The following is a 17,385-nucleotide window of genomic DNA, read 5'->3' as shown; positions in this document are numbered from 1 at the left end:
TATGCGCCTTGCGTGGCCGCGCGCGGGCGGCGGGAAGTAAAAAAGAGAAGAGATGGAAATGCACGGTTTTGGACGGGTTCTGTCGGTAATGGCGGTTGGCCTTGTTGTCATGTTAACGGTGGTTGATGCTGCCGAGGCACGGCGGGCGGGCGGCGGCTTCGGCTCGCGTGGCAGCCGGACCTTTTCTACGGCGCCTGTAACGCGCACCGCGCCGACCCCGGCCGCGCCGATCGAGCGGACCATGACGCCACGGCAGAATGCACCGAACGCGACCAACCCGACGACGCAGAACCGGACGGCAAACCGTCCCGGCTTCTTCAACAGTTTCGGCGGGTCGATGCTGGGCGGCCTGCTCATGGGCGGACTGTTCGGCATGCTGCTCGGCCACGGTTTTGGAGGTGGCATCGGTTTCCTTGGTTTGCTGCTGCAGCTTGGCCTGATCTTCCTGGTCGTTTCCTTGGCGATGCGGTTCTTTGGCCGCGGCCAACGCCCTGCCTATTCGACGCCATCTCCGTCGGCGCAGTCTTCCGCATCCGCAACCGCGCCTGCATCCTTCCGCATGCCGCGGATCGGTGAGGGGCTCGGCGCGAGCGCCGCCGCTGCCTCAGCAACAGCGTCTGCGGCCGCCGGGGGTGGACGGACGGACGAGATCGGAATCGAGCAACGCGACCGCGACCGGTTTGAAGCGATGTTGAAGGAGTTGCAGGGAGCCTATGCGGCCGAAGATTACGCGGCCTTGCGGCGGCTGACGACGCCGGAGGCCATGTCCTATCTCGCCGAAGAGCTCGGCGAGAACGCGACGAAGGGCATCAGGAACGAAGTCCGCGACGTTCACCTTGTCCAAGGCGATGTCGCCGAGGCCTGGAACGAGAGCGGCACCGATTACGCAACGGTCGCAATGCGCTACGAAAGCATCGACGTGATGCTCGACCGCGCGACCGGCCGAGTGGTCAGTGGCGATGCCGAACGTCCGACCGAAGCCGTGGAATTGTGGACCTTTGTGCGCAAGGCAGGCGGCGACTGGCAGGTCTCCGCGATACAGGCGGTTGAGGAATAGGGAAGCGGCAAAGGCCGGACGGTGCTGCCAACCCGTCGAGACGCTGGCTTGTCATATTTTCCTTCGTAGGAAGACAGCGCTCGGCGGAGAAGATATTCGAAGCGACCGCCGGCTTTCGTCCCGGCGCGTTGGATAATAAAATGGACATTCCTCTCGGGGGCGGACTGACATGGCCTTGTGGGCACCAACATTGGCCGAGCACGGAGCGGCTTTAAGCAAGGGCTTTAAACGGCGCGCCATGGCTGTATGTCTTGTCGCTATCGCCTCGAGCTTTGCCTGCAGCGCGGCAGCGGCGGATTGCAAGAGCTTGCCGGGACCGGGGGCGGACTGGCGGGAGTGCAACAAGAGGCAATTGATGCTCGGTGGGAGCGATCTGAAAGGCAGCCATCTGGTCGATACGGATTTTGCCTCCACGGACCTGAGTGGTGCCGAGCTTACTGCGGCAAATCTGGAGAAGGCCACGTTGGTGCGCGCCTCGCTCGCCGGCGCCAAGGCTGACAAAGCGAACTTCTCCAGGGTCGAGGCCTATCGTGGCGACTTCTCCGGTATTTCCGCCGAGGGTGCGTTATTCGTCAGTTCCGAGCTGCAGCGCGCCGATTTCACCGGCGCGCGGCTGACGGGGGCCGACTTCGAAAAGGCCGAACTCGGCCGCGCCAATTTCGGCAAGGCCGTTTTGACTGGAACGCGTTTTTCCGTGGCCAATCTCTCGCGCGCCAACTTGAGCGGCGCCCTTTTCGAAGGGCCACTCGACTTCGACCGGGCCTTCCTGTTCCTGACGAGGATCGAGGGGCTGGACCTTTCGGCTGCGAAGGGTCTTACTCAGGACCAAGTCGATCTCGCTTGCGGCGATGCTGCAACGAAACTTCCCGCTGGCCTTACGGCGCCGTCCAAATGGCCGTGCCCTCCCGATGACGACTGAGTGGCACAGGCTCCCGCGAAAGAGTGCGGGTACAGGTGTTACACCGACGCATGTTTCTTGAAATCGAATCAATTCGACGACAACCGCAATTCCTTGTAGGGATCAGTTGATCCGTTTGCCGAAGGAACACTCTGGAAACAGGCAGAATACCGGCTTCTGCCGTAGAGCGACGGCCGATTTCGCATCGGAAGCCAACCATCGCCGCACAGCGTCCTCGGGGTTTTCGCCGCTGACCACATCGATCGATCGCCCCATGAGATCGAGGCGGCGGCCGGAATAACCGGCATCGTCGGGATGCTTGCCGAAACGTGACGGACCGAGGTCGGTGCACCATCGTTTCCGATGCGGAAACGGCTTTGCAGGACCGGCCTCGAAGAACGCCCAAACGTCGACGTCCTTTATGCCGTTTTTTCCATTGAGATAGTGGAGCGCGCTCCCTTGGGCGAGGGCCAGCAGGAGCAGACGCTTGCGATAAAGGCCGGCCACTGGTGCGCGATCAAAAACAGCGCGAAGGCTGCGCATAGCGACAGAGGCGATCATTCGAAGGTCCCCCGGGCCCAGAGGTTCGTAAGATCTTTCCGAGACTGCGCCGGTCATATTTGCTCCAGCCGCGAATTTGGAGGTCGGATAACTGTATACCAGTCATTCGACGCATGCGTTGGACACGAGCCTCAAGCCACGATGGGTAGAGGGAGGGCTGCCATCCGGATCTTCTCCGGGTTTCCCGCTGGAGACAACCGTGGCCACTTGGTAACCCAATGATGCCGCGATTTTCTTCAGCATCTCGTGAGCACGGAACTCGTGGCGGGCCGCAACTTCCTCCTCCGTGACATAATAGGCGGCGCTTACCGCCTCGATGAGGTTCAAGGCAGCGAGATTGACGACGGCATAGGTCTCGGCGCGCATCACAAGGATCCCCCGAACTGCTGGCGATGGTTGTGTGTTCCGTGGGAATTCTGCGATTGATCGTCTCGCGCGCCAGCAAACTCGTGCTCGAGATTTCTTTCGAAGTAGGCATCGTCGGTGATTTCGGACGCGGGTACGGCTTCGCGCTGAAAAACGTCACCGTCGGCGCCGAGATGCCAAGCCAGCGAGGCGAGACTGGAGTAGGTGGAGGAGAGAAATGTCTTCAGCGCCGTCTGGTTTTCAGCGTCGCTCGATAACAGGAGATCGGCCGAGAAGAGTTCTTCCACGTGACCGTGTAGATTGGATTTTATGACTGGTATGGACATCCGTGGGTCCCTCGTTTTCTCAAGCCGGCAGCGTCCCCGCCGCGGCTGCGGTGTGTGTCGCCCCTACAACATGACACTCAACATGTTTAGTGTCAACACGAATCGTGTTGATGCGTGTATCACGGAAGGAGTCGTGTGCTCCGGTTTCGAAACGGCAGGCAATGGCAGGGCATGCCCAAGATGTTCTTTGGGATGTGGTACCTCCTGACGAGGTCTTCAGGCGTTGCCGGCTAGAGCGATGTAGTGGACGGAGTGTACTGTGTGCGCCTCGAAGCGCAATTCTTTCTGGGGATTGAACTGCTCAAGCACCAGTTCGGAACTGTTGTGCCGGACGAATTTCTTCACGTAGGCGAGCAGGGCGCCGCCCTCTTCCAAGCGGATCTGCGCGATCACATAGTCGCCCTTCCTCACGCGGCGTTCGGGGTCGACGAAGCAAACTTCGCCGTCCTCGTATCGCGGATACATGGAATCCCCAGATATTGACACCGCGTAAGCGCCAGTAATTTCCGAGAGAATGGGCGGCGCCAGGACTTCATACAACACAGTACCATTCATCAGAAACTCACCATCTACACCGCCGACGGCTTGGCCGAAGACAGGGATTTTCTTCCCCCGTCCGACCACCTTGGTGGGAGGGCCAGCGTTCGGTGGGTCGACCACTCCCGGCTCGGGGACTGGGATCGGAGCGCTGATCTCTGCGCCCGCTGCGTCACCCATGAGCCAAACAGGATCGACATTAAACTTGCGCGCGTAGATCTTGGCCTCGGCAAACTCAAATTCGTTCTGGCCATTCTCGTGGGCGCGATAGGTCGAGGCGACGATGCCAAGGGCGTTCGCCGCATCGGAGGCAAAGCGGTATCCCGCCTTGATGCGCGCCCGCCGCAGTCGTTCAGCTTTTTCATTCATAACATGGAACATAGCAACACGCATAACATCAATCATGTTGACATTGCAACATGCATGATGGCATTTATGGGTGAGTCAGCAAGGGAGACGAGCGCCTATGAACCATCCATATCCGATCTCCGAAGGAAAGGACGCAATCGCCCAACGTGCGATCGAGCAACGGGCTGAATGGGAGCGTAGAAGGAGCGACCGAGTCTGGCCCTGCGGGACTTGGTTCCTACGTATGCTCTTGAAGTGGCCGCGTGTTTCTGCGGAGGCCGGGGATCGGAGCGGGGAGGAACGTCAAGCGGCGCTCGGGACTGCAGCGGGGAGGGATGTATGACGAATTCGCAACTCGCAAGGCAACATCGGCACTATCGTGACGTTCGCGAGCGGCTGGTCGGCGCGATGAGAGAGGCAGGCCGATCGGCGGCAATTGCCGAACTCGAGGCGCAAGTAGCTGAACTCGCCGCGGAGAATGTCGCAAAAACACGCCGGATCGTTGCACTTGAGGACGACCTGGCCGATGCGGAGGCGCGGTTGCTCGCGCAGGCGCAAACGCTGCTTTCCGGTCGGCGAGCGGAGGGAGGCGACGAGGAGCCGGAGGACGACCGAGCCACGATCGAGGAGATCGTGGCCGCCGTGCTTGTGGACTTTCCGGGGGTGACCTGGGCGGACGTCATCAGCGTCCGGCGCGATCGTCGGCTGGTCGAGCCCCGGCACGCTTGTATGCGCGCGGTCTACGAGAAACGAAGGGATCTATCGCTGCCTCGGATCGGTCGCATTTTCCACCGCGATCACACGACCGTACTTGCCGCGGTGAAAGGCCGGGTGCCTTAACGCGCGTCCGCTCAGGACAGTTTCGTTCTGCCAACCACGGCGCAAGCTGATGCCTCGCCGGCCGCGCGACGGCGCGAGCCGGCAGAGGCGGAAAACCGCTGCCATTTTTCTCCCTCCATTGTCGAAAGGATAAACATGATGAGCAAAGCCCAGAAGCTCCGCGCAAAGCGCAAAGCCCAACTCGGACGTCCGCGCAAAATGAATGCCGAGCGCTTCGCCTGCGGCAAGATCAAGCCGGACTGGTCGAAGCGCGAGAGCGAGAAGGAGGTCATGGCCGTGGCGCTCGCGGCGCGGAAGCGCATGCACGGGCTAGCAACGAGCAGCAACTTTGCCGGCTATACGCTTGGGCGCCTGTTCCTGGATGGGCGGATCACGGAAGCGCAGCGGGAGGCGGGCGACGACTACGCGGCCGTGATGGCGCGATACTATCACCTTACTGGCATTCCTTTTCCGAGCGTACGCGCCCAGGCGATCGATCGGGTGCACGGGCATCCCCCCGAGACGAACGGGGAACGGCACCATCAAATCAACCGAGCGACGGAAAGAATGATGCGGCTCGAAGGCCTGTTGCTCGGATGCGACGAGGGGCGGCAGGTCAAGACCACGGTCTTCAATGTCTGCGTCATGGACTATGAGGGCTTGCGGATGATGCCCGAGGCACAATTGCTGTGGCTGAAGCGTGGCTTGAACGCTCTTGTCTTCGATAAGGGCTTGCGCGACTACGGTGAGAGAGAGTATTCATTTAATCACCGGTAGGAAAAATATCCTATAACAGTTTGGCTGGCAGAGGGTGAGCTGCAACCAGCCGGCCAAGCGCTTGGCCTAACGCGATCAATACTTCGTGATCAGTCTCTAAGTGCTGGCACAAAAACAGAATTCGGCCATTCTCTCTTTTGAAGGGATTAATATCCTACGAAAGGTGTAGGCAATGAAAAGGCTAGCAATCATTGCCCTGTCGCTGGCGACGGCGATGAGCAGCGTTCCGCCGCCCGCAGAGGCGTTTCCCACAATGCCCACGATAAGGGCGGAGACCGCCGATGTTCAGCGGGTGCAGTTTTCCTACGAACGGGGTGAACAATTCAAAGGGCGCGGATGCCGATATCCCTGTTTTCGCGGGCGGGACCGCGACCGCTGGCCGAGGTACGGCTCGTATCGGAACCGAGGTGGGTATTACCGCCATCGTCGCTACCGCGATCGCGATGACGATTTCGGTGCAGCCCTCGGCGGTTTTGCGGCAGGCGCAATCATCGGCGGGCTGCTAGCACAGCCCCGATACTACGCACCCCGGCCATACTATGCTCCACCGGCGTACTATGCCGGGGGCAGTGCCCATACGCGGTGGTGCTATTCGCGCTATCGATCGTATAGGGCATACGACAACACGTATCAGCCCTACTACGGCCCGCGTCGACTCTGCGTTTCACCTTATCTGTGAGCAAGCTGTAGCCGAAGTCCCCGCCATTGTCGTTGCCCGCCTCGGGAAAGAGGCGGGCAGGCGATCTGCCGTTTTCGGTGCTACTGGCGCGAGAAATTGAAGCGCAGTGCGGTTGATACCCTGCTAAGATGAGTGACGACGCGCTTCGCGCGATCTCTTAAAGACACACGCGCAGCACTGTTGCGCGAGAAGATAGCGAGCCAGTGAAAACACCATCGATCATCGCTTTGTCGCTTGCGAGCACGCTGGTGAGTGCTGTGCCGACGGAGGCACAGACATGCATCGGGGGCGCCTGCGGGGGCATGACCAAGCATGAGCTTTTTAACGAACGACAATACCGGGAATTTATCCTGCCACGGTATCCGAGTTATGGCTCGCGCTACCAGGGACGAAGGCCGGACATCGGAGTAGGCCCAGGGGCGACGGTTGGCGGGCCTCTGCCGGGGAGACCCGGGTCGCGCGTGCTGGAGCCGCGCCGCGAGATTCGCCTCGACTTGAATGCCCATCTGCGCTGGTGTCTCGAGCGCTATGCCTCGTATCGCCTGGACGACAATAGCTATCAGCCGTTCAACGGCCGCCGCCGTCAGTGCAACTCGCCCTACGACTGACCACGGAAGGCAAACCGGCGGGTCCGGATCGTTTCAGCCCCGCTTCTCAAGCAGCTTCATCGCGGCCTGGGCCGCGGCTTGCGCCTGAAGCTGGCTGCCAAATTGGCCTTGGGCAGGGTAGGTCACGCCGCGATAGGTGAGCACGAAGGCCCAGCGGCCATTCATCCGCTTTTCGACCGTTATCGTCGCAGCGGCCTTCTTGTCAGAATTCAAGGCAGACTCCCTCGCTTCTCGTGTCGGCCGAATGGCTCGGCGCGAGTACCTTGCTCATCCGCTGACGAAAGGCAAGGGGTGAGAGGTCGAGGGAGCTGTCGAGTTGCTATTCTATCGCCTTGGCAGGGCCGAAGCGCTCCATTACGAACGAGGTCTGGATGGAGGGGGCTTGCAGGCGGCTGGTTTTTTCGAGCTTGAGGGTGACTTCCTGGACCGGCGGCGTGCGCTGCCAGGCGGTGGAGAGAAACAATGCAGCGCCGGCGACAAATCCGATGGCGACATAGATCCAATGATTGCGCATGTGATCAACTCCTTCTCCCGCGAAGGCAATGCGTGGGGGCCTTTCTGGTTCCCGGCGCGGCCGGGACGCGGGTAATATGTTTAGGTTCTAAAATAGATGCGGTTCGCACCGCGTTTTTGGCAGTCTGTTTAAATAAGGCCGTCAGCTTAAATGGTGCTGACTGCCGGCACTCAGATCATAATACGGCGCGCCCGGCGCGAGCATGAGCCCAGCATCCGCAAATTGTGCAATGCCGGGCTATCGGGTGGTATTATCCGGTTTAAAGCATCCTTCAAAAGATCTAGGCCCAGCCCTTCTGCATCAACCCTTTGAGGATTGAAACAGAGCCTAATGTATTATGCAAGAAGTTTATAATATACGTTTGTATAACAGTTTCCACAGACGTGATGGGTTCCGCCGTGCAGACCGCTCGCACAAATCTGTGGCTAAACGGGAATTTGACCTTCCAGTCTATGCGCGGCGCTTGCGTGATGAGGGCAGGTGGAGTATTCCATAAACCAACGATAGGAATTTTGTCCTCAAGTCGGCTGCTCCGGTTTCCGCACAGACAGCTCTGATTAAGCGAGGCCCCGATGATCACCGGCGGCTTTTGCAGTTTCTCCTTTCATGGCTTACGGCGGCCTGCGCGTCTCACGACGCCGCGGCGCTGTATGCGGCCGGCGATGCGCCTTCGCGTCGATCTGAACCCGCAAGGGGCTCGGAGGCACGACGCGTCGACCCCATGCTCGCACGATGCAACGCCGACAACGGCATGGCATGCGAGCGTGACGGCATCGCCGGCCGCTCCGGATTGTCGGAGTGAGGTCGCGGGCAAAGCCGAGAGACATACCCTGCTTGCCCCGAGGCCTGGATGCATGAGTCCGGCGGAAGCAAGAGCCTATATGGAAAGCTTAGAGGTGCGCTGTTCAGATCCGACAAAAGAGAGCACGACGGCAGCAGACGCACGGCTGCTATCATTCGTGTTGGGTTGTGCTTACAGGCGTGGAGCCGGTGTTGGGTTGAGCGACGGCGTTTACCGCAGATCTTCCAACGCGATGTAAATGGTGCCGAATTCGACGCGGCCGGTGGGTAGTCGATAGTAGAGAAGCTCGGCGTGCGGATTTCCGCCATTAATGAAGGCTGTTTCCACCTTGTCGGCGAAGACACACCAAGGGGCGGGATCGTCCGGATCGGCGTAGACACTGAGGCGATAGCTGTTGCCAAGCCTTAAAAAGGTAGCGCGGTTCGCCGCTCTGGCCCGCCGCGAACGCGGGCGAAAGTGAAGCGGCAATGAGAAAAGCTGACGGAAATACAGAACGCATGTTTCGATCTACCAATGTCGGGCCGCGGGGTCGCAGCCGGTCGCGTCTCGGATTCAATCTGAATCGCGATTCCGGTGCAATCATGGATTGCGATTGCGGCTATACACACGCCGCGCGCCCAATGACCCTGCGAGCGCCTGATACGTGAACAGAAGGACCGATCAATGCTGGACGATGAAAGCACGGTGCGCGAGGCCGAGGATATCAACGAGGATGGGGTTCCGGCACTGCGGGTGAGGGACGGCCGCGGCCGTTTGGGCGGCACATTCCTGGACGCGGTGCAAGCGGATTTCGGGGCGCATGGTGCCGCTGTGGTCGCGCGCATCCGCGAGGAGAAGCCGGAGGCCTACCTGAAGCTCGTCTCATCGATCCTGCCAAAGGTTATGAACACCGCTCCCGGGTGCATGGATGGCCTGTCCGATGAGGAGCTGATCGAGCGGATCCGCGCGCTGGATGCGGTCATCCGGCCGTTGCTCGAACCAAAGAAAACCCGCTCGCGGCGGCCAGGACGGCCGGCGCGCGCTGGTGGCTTAAGTTTGCGTCCGCGGGTCAAGCCCGAGGACGACGGTGATGGGCAGGTGGCGAGCGCTCAGGACACAGTATGACCGGGGCGAGAGCCGACCGCCTTCCCCATTTCCAGAGAATGGCTCAGCGCGCCGGCGAAGGTGCGGTTGCCACAGCCGGTTCGCTGCTCGAGAAGATGATCACGGCGAACAGGAGAACGCCTGCAAAGGCGATGAGCGACGAAATGGCGACAACCGGTTCCATTGCGGCATTGCCCGAGAGCATCAGGTAGAGCGACGGGATCAGGACGGCCACGCCGAAGGTGTAGACGGCGTACTGGATCATCGCCAGGCGTCTTGCCGCCTTTTGCGGATTGAGTGCGTGATAGCCGCCGAAGATCGCCATCGTTACCCAGCCCAGCAAGTTGGCATGAGCATGCGCACCGGTGGCACTGTGGTCCCCGGCGATGGACATATGCAGGCCGATCGAAATGCCCAGGATCAAGAAGATAATGGCTGTTTTGAAATAGAGATTTGCAATACGTGGCATTTGGTTTCCCCCCTGTTGCCGGTGGAATTTTAGCATGTTCTCCAACTGCTGAGAACGAGCTGATAAAAACGCCTTTGCAGCTTGCATGCTGTTCCCTTCGGCACATCCGTCATTCGCTCCGGACGTTCCGGCCGATATCGAAAACGGAACCAACCGAGACCTTTCGGCATTCGATAGGATGTGAATGCAGTTTGCAGCGCCCTCGTTCTCTAAGACGCGATAAAAACGCTGCAGTAACTTACATTGCTGCATGATTTAGTTGCCAGAGCAGCGAGTCGTGCAGCGGAGGATCGCGATATGCTTGGAACTGTCCTTCTCATTATTCTGATCCTGCTCCTGATCGGCGCCGTTCCGGCCTGGCCCTATTCGGCCAGCTGGGGTTATGGCCCTTCCGGACTCCTTGGAGTGCTTGTCGTAGTGCTGTTGGTTCTGTTGTTGATGGGCAGGATATGACGCTCGGCGGGAGCCCCCGGAGGCACCCGCCGGCTTCACCAACTCACCCCATCGATCAGGCGGTGCGGGATATCTTCCCACACAGCGCGGTCGAACATCCGCAAGTTCACGCCCATCTTTGTCGAACCGCGACCAATCGGCGACCAGTGAGTGGTACAGCCGCAGTTGCTGCAATGGAATGCAGTCAGCGACTTGTCACCCTGGACATAGCCGACGAGGCGCTTGTTCTCGTCACTTACCGTAACCTCGCTCGGGGTGTAATAGCCCCAGAGCGCGCCGAGCCGACTACAGAGCGAACAATTGCAGTCCCCAAGCGTCTCGGGGCGGACCGGTACGACGATGCGGACCGACCTGCAATGACAATGGCCTTCGATCATGATTGCGTCTCCTGGTCGGCGCCCGAGTAATCAACGGGCATAATCGCCTGACCCATTATTGAACTTATTCCATCGCAGTCCAGCGCCGACATCATCGGCCGGCCTCTACTGCTGCTCGCGCTTGTCCAGAAAACAGGACCTCCCCGCGGATGACACCACCGAGCACATCCGGGGCGCCTACGCTTGAGATCTCGGCGTTGCTGAAAGAGCAGGTCATGCTCATGGCGGAGCTCGACCGGCGTCGGCGGACCGACATTCTGGCGCGTTATCGGCCCTACGCAAAGCAACGGGAATTTCATGCGGCGGGTGCCAGCTATCGAGAGCGGCTGTTCATGGCCGGCAATCAGCTCGGCAAGACCCTGGCCGGAGCGGCAGAAGCAGCTATGCATCTGACCGGGCGGTATCCCGGTTGGTGGCAAGGAAGACGCTTCGACAAGCCGATTGTCATGCTCGCCGGTTCGGAGTCCTACGAACTGACGCGCGACGGCGTGCAGCGGCTACTCGTCGGGCCGCCGCTTACCGAGGAGGACTGGGGCACAGGCTTCATTCCGAAGGCGGCGATCAATGCCACCAGCCGGCGCTCCGGCGCCTCCGGGGCACTCGACAGCGTGACGGTCCGGCATGTCGCCGGCGGCGTTTCGACGCTGCTCTTCAAGGCCTATGAGCAGGGGCGCGGCAAATGGCAGGCGAACACGGTCGATTTTGTCTGGTTCGACGAAGAGCCGCCGGAGGATGTCTATTTCGAGGGCATCACCCGCACCAACGCAACGCGTGGCTCTATTGCCGTGACCTTCACGCCGCTCAAGGGCCTGAGCAGCGTTGTGACGCGATATCTGATGGAAAAGTCGCCGGATCGCGAGGTCATCAACATGACGATCGAGGATGCGGAACACTATACGGCCGAGGAGCGGCAGCGGATCATCTCGAGCTATCCCGCACACGAGCGGGAGGCCCGCACCAAGGGCGTCCCGGCACTCGGCTCGGGCCGGATCTTTCCGGTGACGGAAGAAAGCATTCGCGTCGATCCTTTCGATGTCCCGAAACATTGGGTGCAGATTGGCGGGCTCGACTTCGGCTGGGACCACCCTTTCGCTTCTGCCGGCTGCGCCTGGGATCGCGACGCCGACGTCTTCTACGTGACCAGGATCTATCGGGAGCGGGAGGCGACGCCGATCATCCACGCCGCGGCGCTGAAACCTTGGGGCGCCTGGCTTCCCTTCGCCTGGCCGCATGACGGCCTGCAGCACGACAAGGGAAGCGGCGAGCAGCTTGCGGCGCAATATCGCGCGCAGGGACTGGCGCTTCTTAGCGAGCGGGCGACCTTCGACGACGGCACCAATGGGGTCGAGGCGGGGCTCTCCGACATGCTGCAGCGGATGCAGACCGGCCGCTGGAAGGTGTTTTCCATCTGTACGGAATGGTTCGAGGAATTCCGCCTCTATCACCGCAAGGACGGCCGGATCGTCAAGGAACGCGACGACCTGATCTCCGCCTCGCGCTACGCGCTGATGATGAAGCGATACGCGAGAGCGAACAACGGCAACACCAACTGGAATTTCACCGCCCGAAAGGTTCTCTGATGGCCGCAATGACCGATGAACGCCTGTGCGCCCTTGTCACCGAGCTGGTGAAGGACTGCGAAAACTATCGCGACGAACTCGCGATCGAGCGCATCAAGGCAATGGAATACTACGACGGCACGATGAAGGACGTGCCGACGGATGCGAACCGATCCAAGGTGGTCTCGCGCGACGTGCGCGGCGATCAAGAAGGTGCTGCCTTCGCTGATCCGCACGATTCTCGGCAACGACAAAGTGGTGGAATATGCGCCTGTCAACGAGGGCGACGAGGCCGCGGCAAGCCAAGCGACCGACTACATCAACTATGTCGTCTTTCCCGAAAGCGACGGTTACGACGCCGTGCAGGACGCGGCACATGACGCGCTGAAGCTCCGGAATGGCGTGATCCGCTGGTGGTATGAGAAGCACACGTCGGTGGCCGTCTCGACCCATACCGGTCTCGACGAGGCGGCGCTCGTTCAACTCGTCGGCGACGACGAAGTCGAAGTGCTGGAGCAATCGCGGACGATCGAAAAGGTGGAAACGCCGCAGGGCGTGATCGATCAGCCCAGCTATGGTGTCAAGATCAGACGGCGCGCGGAGCGGGGGATGCCACGGCTGGCGGCGGTTCCGCTCGAGGAATTCCTGATCCATCCGGATGCGATCTCGATCGGGGACAGCCCGATCACCGGCATTGCCACGCGCATGCGCCGCTCCGACCTGATCGCGATGGGCTACGACCGCGACCTGATTGAAGGACTGCCCGCCTCGACGAGCGACAGCGGCCGCGACGACGAGGAGTTCACCCGCCGGCGCGGTGCCTTCGAGGCGCGTGATGCGGTGCCGAAGGCGCTGGAGGAGGTGGATTACTACGAGCTCTACGTGAAGGTGGACGCTGACGACGACGGCATCGCGGAACTGCGCCGGCTGGTCTTTGCCGGCGGCACAGGCGAGGAGCACCTGCTCTCCAACGACGAATGGGACGAGGTGCCCTTCGCCGATCTGATCGTCGAGCGGCGGCCGCACCAGCGCGAGGGCGGCTCGGTCACCGACGACATGGCGGAGATCCAGCGGGTGAAAACCGTGCTGATGCGCCAGACGCTCGACAATCTCTACTGGCAGAACAACCAGCAGCCGATCGTCCAGGAGGGGGCGATCGCCAACCCTGAAGCGGTGCTCAACCCGAAGTTCGGCCAACCGATCCGCATCAGCCAAGGGATCGATGCGCGTGCCGTGCTCGGCTACACCATGGTGCCCTTCGTCGCCAAGGAATCCTTCGCTATGCTCTCCTATCTCGACCAGGAGGCGACCGACCGCACCGGGATTTCGGATGCGTCGAGCGGGCTGGCGCCGGACGCGCTTCAGAACATGACGGCGCGCGCGACGGCACTGATCGAACAGGCGGGCATCGGCCAAACGGAACTGATGGTGCGCACCTTCGCACAGGGGCTAAGGCGCGTTTTTCGCGGATTGTTACGGCTCGTCATCAAGCACCAGGACCGGCCGCGCGCGGTTCGCCTGCGCGGCCAATGGGTGACCTTCGACCCGCGCCACTGGAACGCCGAGATGGATGCGACGGTCAATACCGGGCTCGGCGCCGGCACGCGCGAGCGCGACATGATGATGATTCAGATGATCCAGCAATTGCAGGAGAAGCTCTTGATGACGCTCGGGCCGGACAATCCCTATGTCTCGCCGGACAACCTCTACAACGGTATCGCCAAATCGGTGGAGGCGGCGGGGCTGAAATCGCCCGATCTCTATTTCACCAAGCCGACGCCCGAGGAGATCCAGCGGCGGATGCAGGCCGGGGCCGAGCAGCCGAACCCGGAGATGCAGAAATTGCAGATGCGGGTTCAGGTCGAGGCCGAGAAGGCGCGGCTTTCGGCCGAAACCGACCGGCGGAGGCTGGAAATCGAGCGCGAGCTGAAGCTTGCAGAGCTTCAGCAGAAAGGCGCGCTGAGGCGATACCAGATCGACGCCGAACTGAACCTGAAACGACAGCAGAATATGGCGGAGGCAGTGAGCGGCGAGCCGGTCACGGCGGTCGATATCGGAGGACTATCGGGATGAGAAGTTGGAGGGTTGAAACCTGCCGCGCCTCAGAATATGGCTATGGCATGAAAAACGTTCGCTACCTCTGCTTGTTCCTTGCCACGCTTCCGCTCATCCTTTCGTCTTGCAGCGAATCGGCTACGCCAGCGGTGTCCGCACGCGCGTCGGGCAAGGTCCAAGCGGCAACCAAAACGGCAGCCAAGCCAAGCCCCCGACAATGCTCGACGCCGGCTCAGGTTTGCCCCTATGGCACCGGTCCCGCCGGTGAGCCATGCTCCTGCTGGGCAACCGACGGCACGCCGGATGTAGGCGTTACGACGATGGGAACGCAGCTTTCTCCCGAGCGCGACTAAAAGCTGCCCGGCGGCGGCTGGTCGTCTTCGGGGCATACCCACTCATCTTCGGCAAATCGATGCCGCTTCTATCCGGCTCGCATCCCGCGCAGCCGAGGGTGCCTGCACGACCCCCTCCCGAGCAGTCGGTAAAAACTCCAGACAAAAAGCAATCCTGTCGTGTGCGCTGCTCGGTGGGTCGGTCGGCTCGCAAGAAGGGCACTGAGATGAAGCCAGAGGAAAAACAGGCGGCGGCGCGGGCGCTTCTCGACAATCCGCTGTTCGAGCGATTGATGCAGGAGTTGGAGGCGGCGGCTATCAACGGCTGTATCAACGCGAAACTCACGGACCACGAAGCGCGGGCCGCCTTCGCGGCCGAAGCGCGGGCGGTCCGCAATTTCTGCGCAAAGCTGAAGTTCCTGACGGAGCAAGCCAAGGCCGAAGGCGCGAACGCGCCGGTGTGAAGCGAGGTACATTGGGCGGCAGGCCGGCCGCCCTCAAGCGCCTTATTGCCAAACTGATTCATGAAATCGGTGCAGCATTCTGAAACTTCGCGAATTTCACGGTGTGGGAAAGCGCGAAAGCGGCACTTGCACGCCGAAATTCTCTCAAGAGGTCTTTCCATGATGAACGATAGTGCCAACCCGCCTACCCGCGGGAGCAAAACCGTTGTCGGCTCGCATGATCCCGCAAGCTTCGACAAGCTCGACTTCCGGGAGCCGCACGAGGCCAAACTGCCAGATGAGGACGAAGAAGCCCGGGACCGCGAGACCATAGACGACGTTCACCAGCCGGATGATCCTGCCGGGGAAGGCGATGAGCCAATCTTTCCTGACGAGGAGGAGGCAACCGATGAAACCGAGAACATCATCGTGACGCTCGAGGGCGGGGAAGCAATTCCGCTCGAGGAATTGAAGCTCGGCTACATGCGTGACCGCGACTACCGGCACAAGACTCAGGATCTCGCCAACCGCGAGCGGATGCTCGAAAGCATGAGCAGCCGGGTCGCGGCTACGGCCAACACGGTTGCGGAACTGATCGCGGCCGAGATCCCCGCGGAGCCGCCGGAGGAGCTGAAGCTCCACGATCCGGAGGCCTATCAGCGACAGTGGGCGGTACACCAGGCGGGGCTGGAGCAGCTTGCGCGGGTAATGGCGCTGGGCGAAGGATCGGCAGCCGTTGCGGCGGAGCTTCAAGCCGCTGCGAGTGAAGATAGGCTGGAGGCAGAGAACGCCAAGCTCCTCGTGGCCTTTCCGCAGACCGGGCAGGATGAAGGGCGGCAAGCCTTCTTCGCAGACGCTTTCGAGGCGGCGAGGGAACTCGGCTTTTCCGACGAGGAGGTTCGCGAGGTCGTCGACCACCGACTCTTCAAGCTCGCGCATTATGCCAGGCTCGGGCTTCTTGCGGAACGAGCGAGGGCAAAGGCCTTGCAGAAGGTGGCCGTGGCACCGGCCACGGCGCCGCGGATGAAGGCGAAGAACCAAGCACAGCGCCAGCAGCGTGAAAGTCGCGAGGCAATGCGGCGGCTCGCGAGAAGCGGGTCGATCCGCGACGCGATGGCGGTCGATTTCGAATAGCGACAGGAAGACCTGGGTGGACCGCGCCCCCCTTGCGTGACGGAGGGTAGCGGATGCGAGAACGGCTACCCACGGCAAAGGCAACCCATCAAAAATCGGCTTCCGCGCCTCCTCGGCCGAGCGGCCGGTGCGTCTCATCATCATAGAAGGATCAGGAAATGGCAGTTCTAACCAATACATTTCAGACGACGCAGGCCGTCGGCAATCGCGAGGAGCTTTCCGATGTGGTGTCGCGCATCACCCCGGAAGACACACCGATCTATTCGCTGATCGAGAAGGGCAAGTGCACGACCTATCACCCGGAATGGGAGACGGACGAACTGGCCGCGCCCGGCGCCAATATTCGCGAGGAGGGCGAGGAATACGCCTTCGGCGCAATCACCCCGCCGACAAGGCTCGGCAACTATACCCAGATCATGCGCAAGGACTGGATCATCTCCGCGACGCAGGAGGTGACGGCGGAGGCCGGCAACGTGCAGAAGCGCAAGTACCAGAAGCTGAAGAAGGGCGTCGAAATTCGGAAGGACGTGGAGTTCGCGATCATCGACACGAACGCAACGGTCGCCGGCAGTACGCGTGAATTCGGATCGCTCAGCACCTGGATCGTCAGCAACGCTTCCAGGGGCGCCGGCGGCGCCAATGACGGCTTCAACATCGGCACCGGTCTGACCGTGGCGCCGACCGACGGCACGCAGCGTGCCTTCACCAAGGCGATCCTCGATTCCGTAATGCAGCAGGGCTACCAGAACGGTGCCAACTTCCGTCACGTCTCTGTCTCTCCCTATGTCAAATCCGTCTTCGTCACCTTCATGTCCGACAGCAACGTCGCGCCTTTCCGGTACGCGGTGTCGCAGGGCGGCGAGCGCAACACCATCGTCGCGACGGCCGACTACTACGAGGGCCCGTTCGGCACGGTGATGATCCACCCGAACCGGGTACAGGCGGTGAACGGCGCGGTCGCCCGCAACGCCTTCTTCATCGACACCGACATGCTCTCCTTCCTGTGGCTGCGCCAGATCCAGGAGGACCGCGACGTCGCCAAGACCGGCGATGCCGACAAGGGCGTCATCATCGGCGAGGGCACCCTGAAGGTACACAACGAGCGGGGTCTTGGCGTTGCCGCCGACCTCTTCGGATTGAGCTCCGCAAGCTAGCCCGGGTTCCAAGTTTCGGCTCAAGCGCACCGAC

21 protein-coding genes and 1 pseudogene are annotated in these 17,385 nt (G+C 61.2%); 13 read left to right on the top strand and 9 right to left on the bottom strand.

The window, feature by feature from the left end:
* The first annotated feature begins 58 nt into the window (after nt 1–58).
* Together USDA257_RS21075 and USDA257_RS21070 are read left to right on the top strand one after the other, a co-directional pair.
* Nucleotides 59–1,057: a Tim44 domain-containing protein gene (locus USDA257_RS21075; protein WP_080605828.1), complete on the top strand. Its 999-nt coding sequence runs from the start codon at nt 59–61 to the stop codon at nt 1,055–1,057.
* Nucleotides 1,058–1,295: 238 nt separating this feature from the next.
* Complete coding sequence (locus tag USDA257_RS21070; RefSeq protein WP_041414488.1) at nt 1,296–1,976, top strand: pentapeptide repeat-containing protein; 681 nt, start codon at nt 1,296–1,298, stop codon at nt 1,974–1,976.
* A gap of 102 nt (nt 1,977–2,078) precedes the next feature.
* Here USDA257_RS21070 and USDA257_RS21065 read toward each other — a convergent pair whose 3' ends face one another.
* The 4 genes from USDA257_RS21065 to USDA257_RS21050 all read right to left on the bottom strand — a co-directional run bounded on the left by USDA257_RS21065 (nt 2,079) and on the right by USDA257_RS21050 (nt 4,114).
* Nucleotides 2,079–2,516, bottom strand: coding sequence for a hypothetical protein (locus tag USDA257_RS21065; RefSeq protein WP_223843352.1), 438 nt, complete (start codon nt 2,514–2,516; stop codon nt 2,079–2,081).
* A gap of 102 nt (nt 2,517–2,618) precedes the next feature.
* On the bottom strand, nt 2,619–2,885 hold the full coding sequence (locus tag USDA257_RS21060; RefSeq protein ID WP_041414486.1) for a hypothetical protein: 267 nt from the start codon (nt 2,883–2,885) through the stop codon (nt 2,619–2,621).
* Entirely contained in the window at nt 2,882–3,208 is a 327-nt protein-coding gene (locus USDA257_RS21055) for a hypothetical protein (protein ID WP_014764991.1), read from the bottom strand. Before USDA257_RS21055 ends, USDA257_RS21060 begins: the two co-directional genes overlap by 4 nt.
* Nucleotides 3,209–3,424: 216 nt before the next feature.
* Complete coding sequence (locus USDA257_RS21050; protein ID WP_041415481.1) at nt 3,425–4,114, bottom strand: LexA family transcriptional regulator; 690 nt, start codon at nt 4,112–4,114, stop codon at nt 3,425–3,427.
* Between the two features lie 318 nt (nt 4,115–4,432).
* On the opposite strand from USDA257_RS21050, the gene USDA257_RS21045 reads away from it, so the two are divergent.
* The 4 genes from USDA257_RS21045 (at nt 4,433) to USDA257_RS21030 (ending at nt 6,976) form a co-directional block, all read left to right on the top strand.
* Nucleotides 4,433–4,933, top strand: coding sequence for a helix-turn-helix domain-containing protein (locus USDA257_RS21045; protein WP_014764989.1), 501 nt, complete (start codon nt 4,433–4,435; stop codon nt 4,931–4,933).
* A gap of 135 nt (nt 4,934–5,068) precedes the next feature.
* The gene (locus USDA257_RS21040; RefSeq protein WP_014764988.1) at nt 5,069–5,689 is read left to right on the top strand and encodes a hypothetical protein; all 621 of its coding nucleotides are present in this window, start codon (nt 5,069–5,071) and stop codon (nt 5,687–5,689) included.
* 172 nt (nt 5,690–5,861) lie between these two features.
* Nucleotides 5,862–6,368 carry a BA14K family protein gene (locus tag USDA257_RS34425; RefSeq protein WP_080605655.1) on the top strand — a complete coding sequence of 169 codons (507 nt, stop codon included), beginning with the start codon at nt 5,862–5,864 and terminating at the stop codon, nt 6,366–6,368.
* A gap of 203 nt (nt 6,369–6,571) precedes the next feature.
* Nucleotides 6,572–6,976, top strand: coding sequence for a BA14K family protein (locus tag USDA257_RS21030; protein WP_041414484.1), 405 nt, complete (start codon nt 6,572–6,574; stop codon nt 6,974–6,976).
* 33 nt (nt 6,977–7,009) lie between these two features.
* Here USDA257_RS21030 and USDA257_RS21025 read toward each other — a convergent pair whose 3' ends face one another.
* From USDA257_RS21025 to USDA257_RS21015, 3 genes are all read right to left on the bottom strand, one after another.
* A complete protein-coding gene (locus USDA257_RS21025) occupies nt 7,010–7,189 on the bottom strand; it encodes a hypothetical protein (protein WP_014764984.1) in 180 nt (59 codons plus the stop codon).
* Nucleotides 7,190–7,295: 106 nt separating this feature from the next.
* On the bottom strand, nt 7,296–7,490 hold the full coding sequence (locus USDA257_RS21020) for a hypothetical protein (RefSeq protein WP_014764983.1): 195 nt from the start codon (nt 7,488–7,490) through the stop codon (nt 7,296–7,298).
* 1,012 nt (nt 7,491–8,502) lie between these two features.
* On the bottom strand, nt 8,503–8,760 hold the full coding sequence (locus USDA257_RS21015; RefSeq protein ID WP_014764981.1) for a hypothetical protein: 258 nt from the start codon (nt 8,758–8,760) through the stop codon (nt 8,503–8,505).
* A 198-nt stretch (nt 8,761–8,958) separates the two neighbouring features.
* Between USDA257_RS21015 and USDA257_RS21010 the strand changes: the two genes are divergently transcribed.
* Nucleotides 8,959–9,396 (top strand): hypothetical protein, encoded by a 438-nt coding sequence (locus tag USDA257_RS21010; RefSeq protein ID WP_332908277.1) that lies wholly within the window; start codon nt 8,959–8,961, stop codon nt 9,394–9,396.
* Nucleotides 9,397–9,439: 43 nt separating this feature from the next.
* Here USDA257_RS21010 and USDA257_RS21005 read toward each other — a convergent pair whose 3' ends face one another.
* Nucleotides 9,440–9,844 (bottom strand): hypothetical protein, encoded by a 405-nt coding sequence (locus tag USDA257_RS21005; RefSeq protein ID WP_041414483.1) that lies wholly within the window; start codon nt 9,842–9,844, stop codon nt 9,440–9,442.
* A gap of 297 nt (nt 9,845–10,141) precedes the next feature.
* On the opposite strand from USDA257_RS21005, the gene USDA257_RS34420 reads away from it, so the two are divergent.
* Nucleotides 10,142–10,297 carry a DUF3309 family protein gene (locus USDA257_RS34420; protein ID WP_014764978.1) on the top strand — a complete coding sequence of 52 codons (156 nt, stop codon included), beginning with the start codon at nt 10,142–10,144 and terminating at the stop codon, nt 10,295–10,297.
* A 35-nt stretch (nt 10,298–10,332) separates the two neighbouring features.
* On the opposite strand, the gene USDA257_RS20995 is transcribed toward USDA257_RS34420, so the two are convergent.
* A complete protein-coding gene (locus USDA257_RS20995; protein ID WP_014764977.1) occupies nt 10,333–10,674 on the bottom strand; it encodes a GFA family protein in 342 nt (113 codons plus the stop codon).
* Between the two features lie 149 nt (nt 10,675–10,823).
* On the opposite strand from USDA257_RS20995, the gene USDA257_RS20990 reads away from it, so the two are divergent.
* The 5 genes and pseudogenes from USDA257_RS20990 (at nt 10,824) to USDA257_RS20970 (ending at nt 17,351) form a co-directional block, all read left to right on the top strand.
* A complete protein-coding gene (locus USDA257_RS20990) occupies nt 10,824–12,254 on the top strand; it encodes a terminase large subunit domain-containing protein (RefSeq protein ID WP_014764976.1) in 1,431 nt (476 codons plus the stop codon).
* Nucleotides 12,254–14,306, top strand: a pseudogene (locus USDA257_RS36795) (portal protein). The gene USDA257_RS20990 and the pseudogene USDA257_RS36795 overlap by 1 nt, the downstream one beginning before the upstream one ends.
* 541 nt (nt 14,307–14,847) lie before the next feature.
* On the top strand, nt 14,848–15,084 hold the full coding sequence (locus USDA257_RS20980) for a hypothetical protein (RefSeq protein ID WP_014764973.1): 237 nt from the start codon (nt 14,848–14,850) through the stop codon (nt 15,082–15,084).
* Between the two features lie 159 nt (nt 15,085–15,243).
* The gene (locus USDA257_RS20975; protein WP_014764972.1) at nt 15,244–16,197 is read left to right on the top strand and encodes a hypothetical protein; all 954 of its coding nucleotides are present in this window, start codon (nt 15,244–15,246) and stop codon (nt 16,195–16,197) included.
* A gap of 158 nt (nt 16,198–16,355) precedes the next feature.
* Nucleotides 16,356–17,351, top strand: coding sequence for a DUF5309 domain-containing protein (locus USDA257_RS20970; protein WP_014764971.1), 996 nt, complete (start codon nt 16,356–16,358; stop codon nt 17,349–17,351).
* Nucleotides 17,352–17,385 lie beyond the last annotated feature (34 nt).

This window comes from Sinorhizobium fredii USDA 257, assembly GCF_000265205.3.
Lineage (GTDB): Bacteria > Pseudomonadota > Alphaproteobacteria > Rhizobiales > Rhizobiaceae > Sinorhizobium > Sinorhizobium fredii_B.
Note: the sequence above shows the minus strand (reverse complement) of the source record. Positions and strands in the feature narration are given on the sequence as shown.

What these genes read in the sequence shown, in the direction of transcription:
- USDA257_RS20990 (WP_014764976.1), top strand. Translation starts at nt 10,824, where the DNA reads ATGACACCACCGAGCACATCCGGGGCGCCTACGCTTGAGATCTCGGCG.
- USDA257_RS21045 (WP_014764989.1), top strand. Translation starts at nt 4,433, where the DNA reads ATGACGAATTCGCAACTCGCAAGGCAACATCGGCACTATCGTGACGTT.
- USDA257_RS20975 (WP_014764972.1), top strand. Translation starts at nt 15,244, where the DNA reads ATGATGAACGATAGTGCCAACCCGCCTACCCGCGGGAGCAAAACCGTT.
- USDA257_RS21040 (WP_014764988.1), top strand. Translation starts at nt 5,069, where the DNA reads ATGATGAGCAAAGCCCAGAAGCTCCGCGCAAAGCGCAAAGCCCAACTC.
- USDA257_RS20980 (WP_014764973.1), top strand. Translation starts at nt 14,848, where the DNA reads ATGAAGCCAGAGGAAAAACAGGCGGCGGCGCGGGCGCTTCTCGACAAT.
- USDA257_RS34425 (WP_080605655.1), top strand. Translation starts at nt 5,862, where the DNA reads ATGAAAAGGCTAGCAATCATTGCCCTGTCGCTGGCGACGGCGATGAGC.
- USDA257_RS21065 (WP_223843352.1), bottom strand. Translation starts at nt 2,516, where the DNA reads ATGATCGCCTCTGTCGCTATGCGCAGCCTTCGCGCTGTTTTTGATCGC.
- USDA257_RS21020 (WP_014764983.1), bottom strand. Translation starts at nt 7,490, where the DNA reads ATGCGCAATCATTGGATCTATGTCGCCATCGGATTTGTCGCCGGCGCT.
- USDA257_RS34420 (WP_014764978.1), top strand. Translation starts at nt 10,142, where the DNA reads ATGCTTGGAACTGTCCTTCTCATTATTCTGATCCTGCTCCTGATCGGC.
- USDA257_RS21055 (WP_014764991.1), bottom strand. Translation starts at nt 3,208, where the DNA reads ATGTCCATACCAGTCATAAAATCCAATCTACACGGTCACGTGGAAGAA.
- USDA257_RS21005 (WP_041414483.1), bottom strand. Translation starts at nt 9,844, where the DNA reads ATGCCACGTATTGCAAATCTCTATTTCAAAACAGCCATTATCTTCTTG.
- USDA257_RS21050 (WP_041415481.1), bottom strand. Translation starts at nt 4,114, where the DNA reads ATGAATGAAAAAGCTGAACGACTGCGGCGGGCGCGCATCAAGGCGGGA.
- USDA257_RS21070 (WP_041414488.1), top strand. Translation starts at nt 1,296, where the DNA reads ATGGCTGTATGTCTTGTCGCTATCGCCTCGAGCTTTGCCTGCAGCGCG.
- USDA257_RS20995 (WP_014764977.1), bottom strand. Translation starts at nt 10,674, where the DNA reads ATGATCGAAGGCCATTGTCATTGCAGGTCGGTCCGCATCGTCGTACCG.
- USDA257_RS21075 (WP_080605828.1), top strand. Translation starts at nt 59, where the DNA reads ATGCACGGTTTTGGACGGGTTCTGTCGGTAATGGCGGTTGGCCTTGTT.
- USDA257_RS20970 (WP_014764971.1), top strand. Translation starts at nt 16,356, where the DNA reads ATGGCAGTTCTAACCAATACATTTCAGACGACGCAGGCCGTCGGCAAT.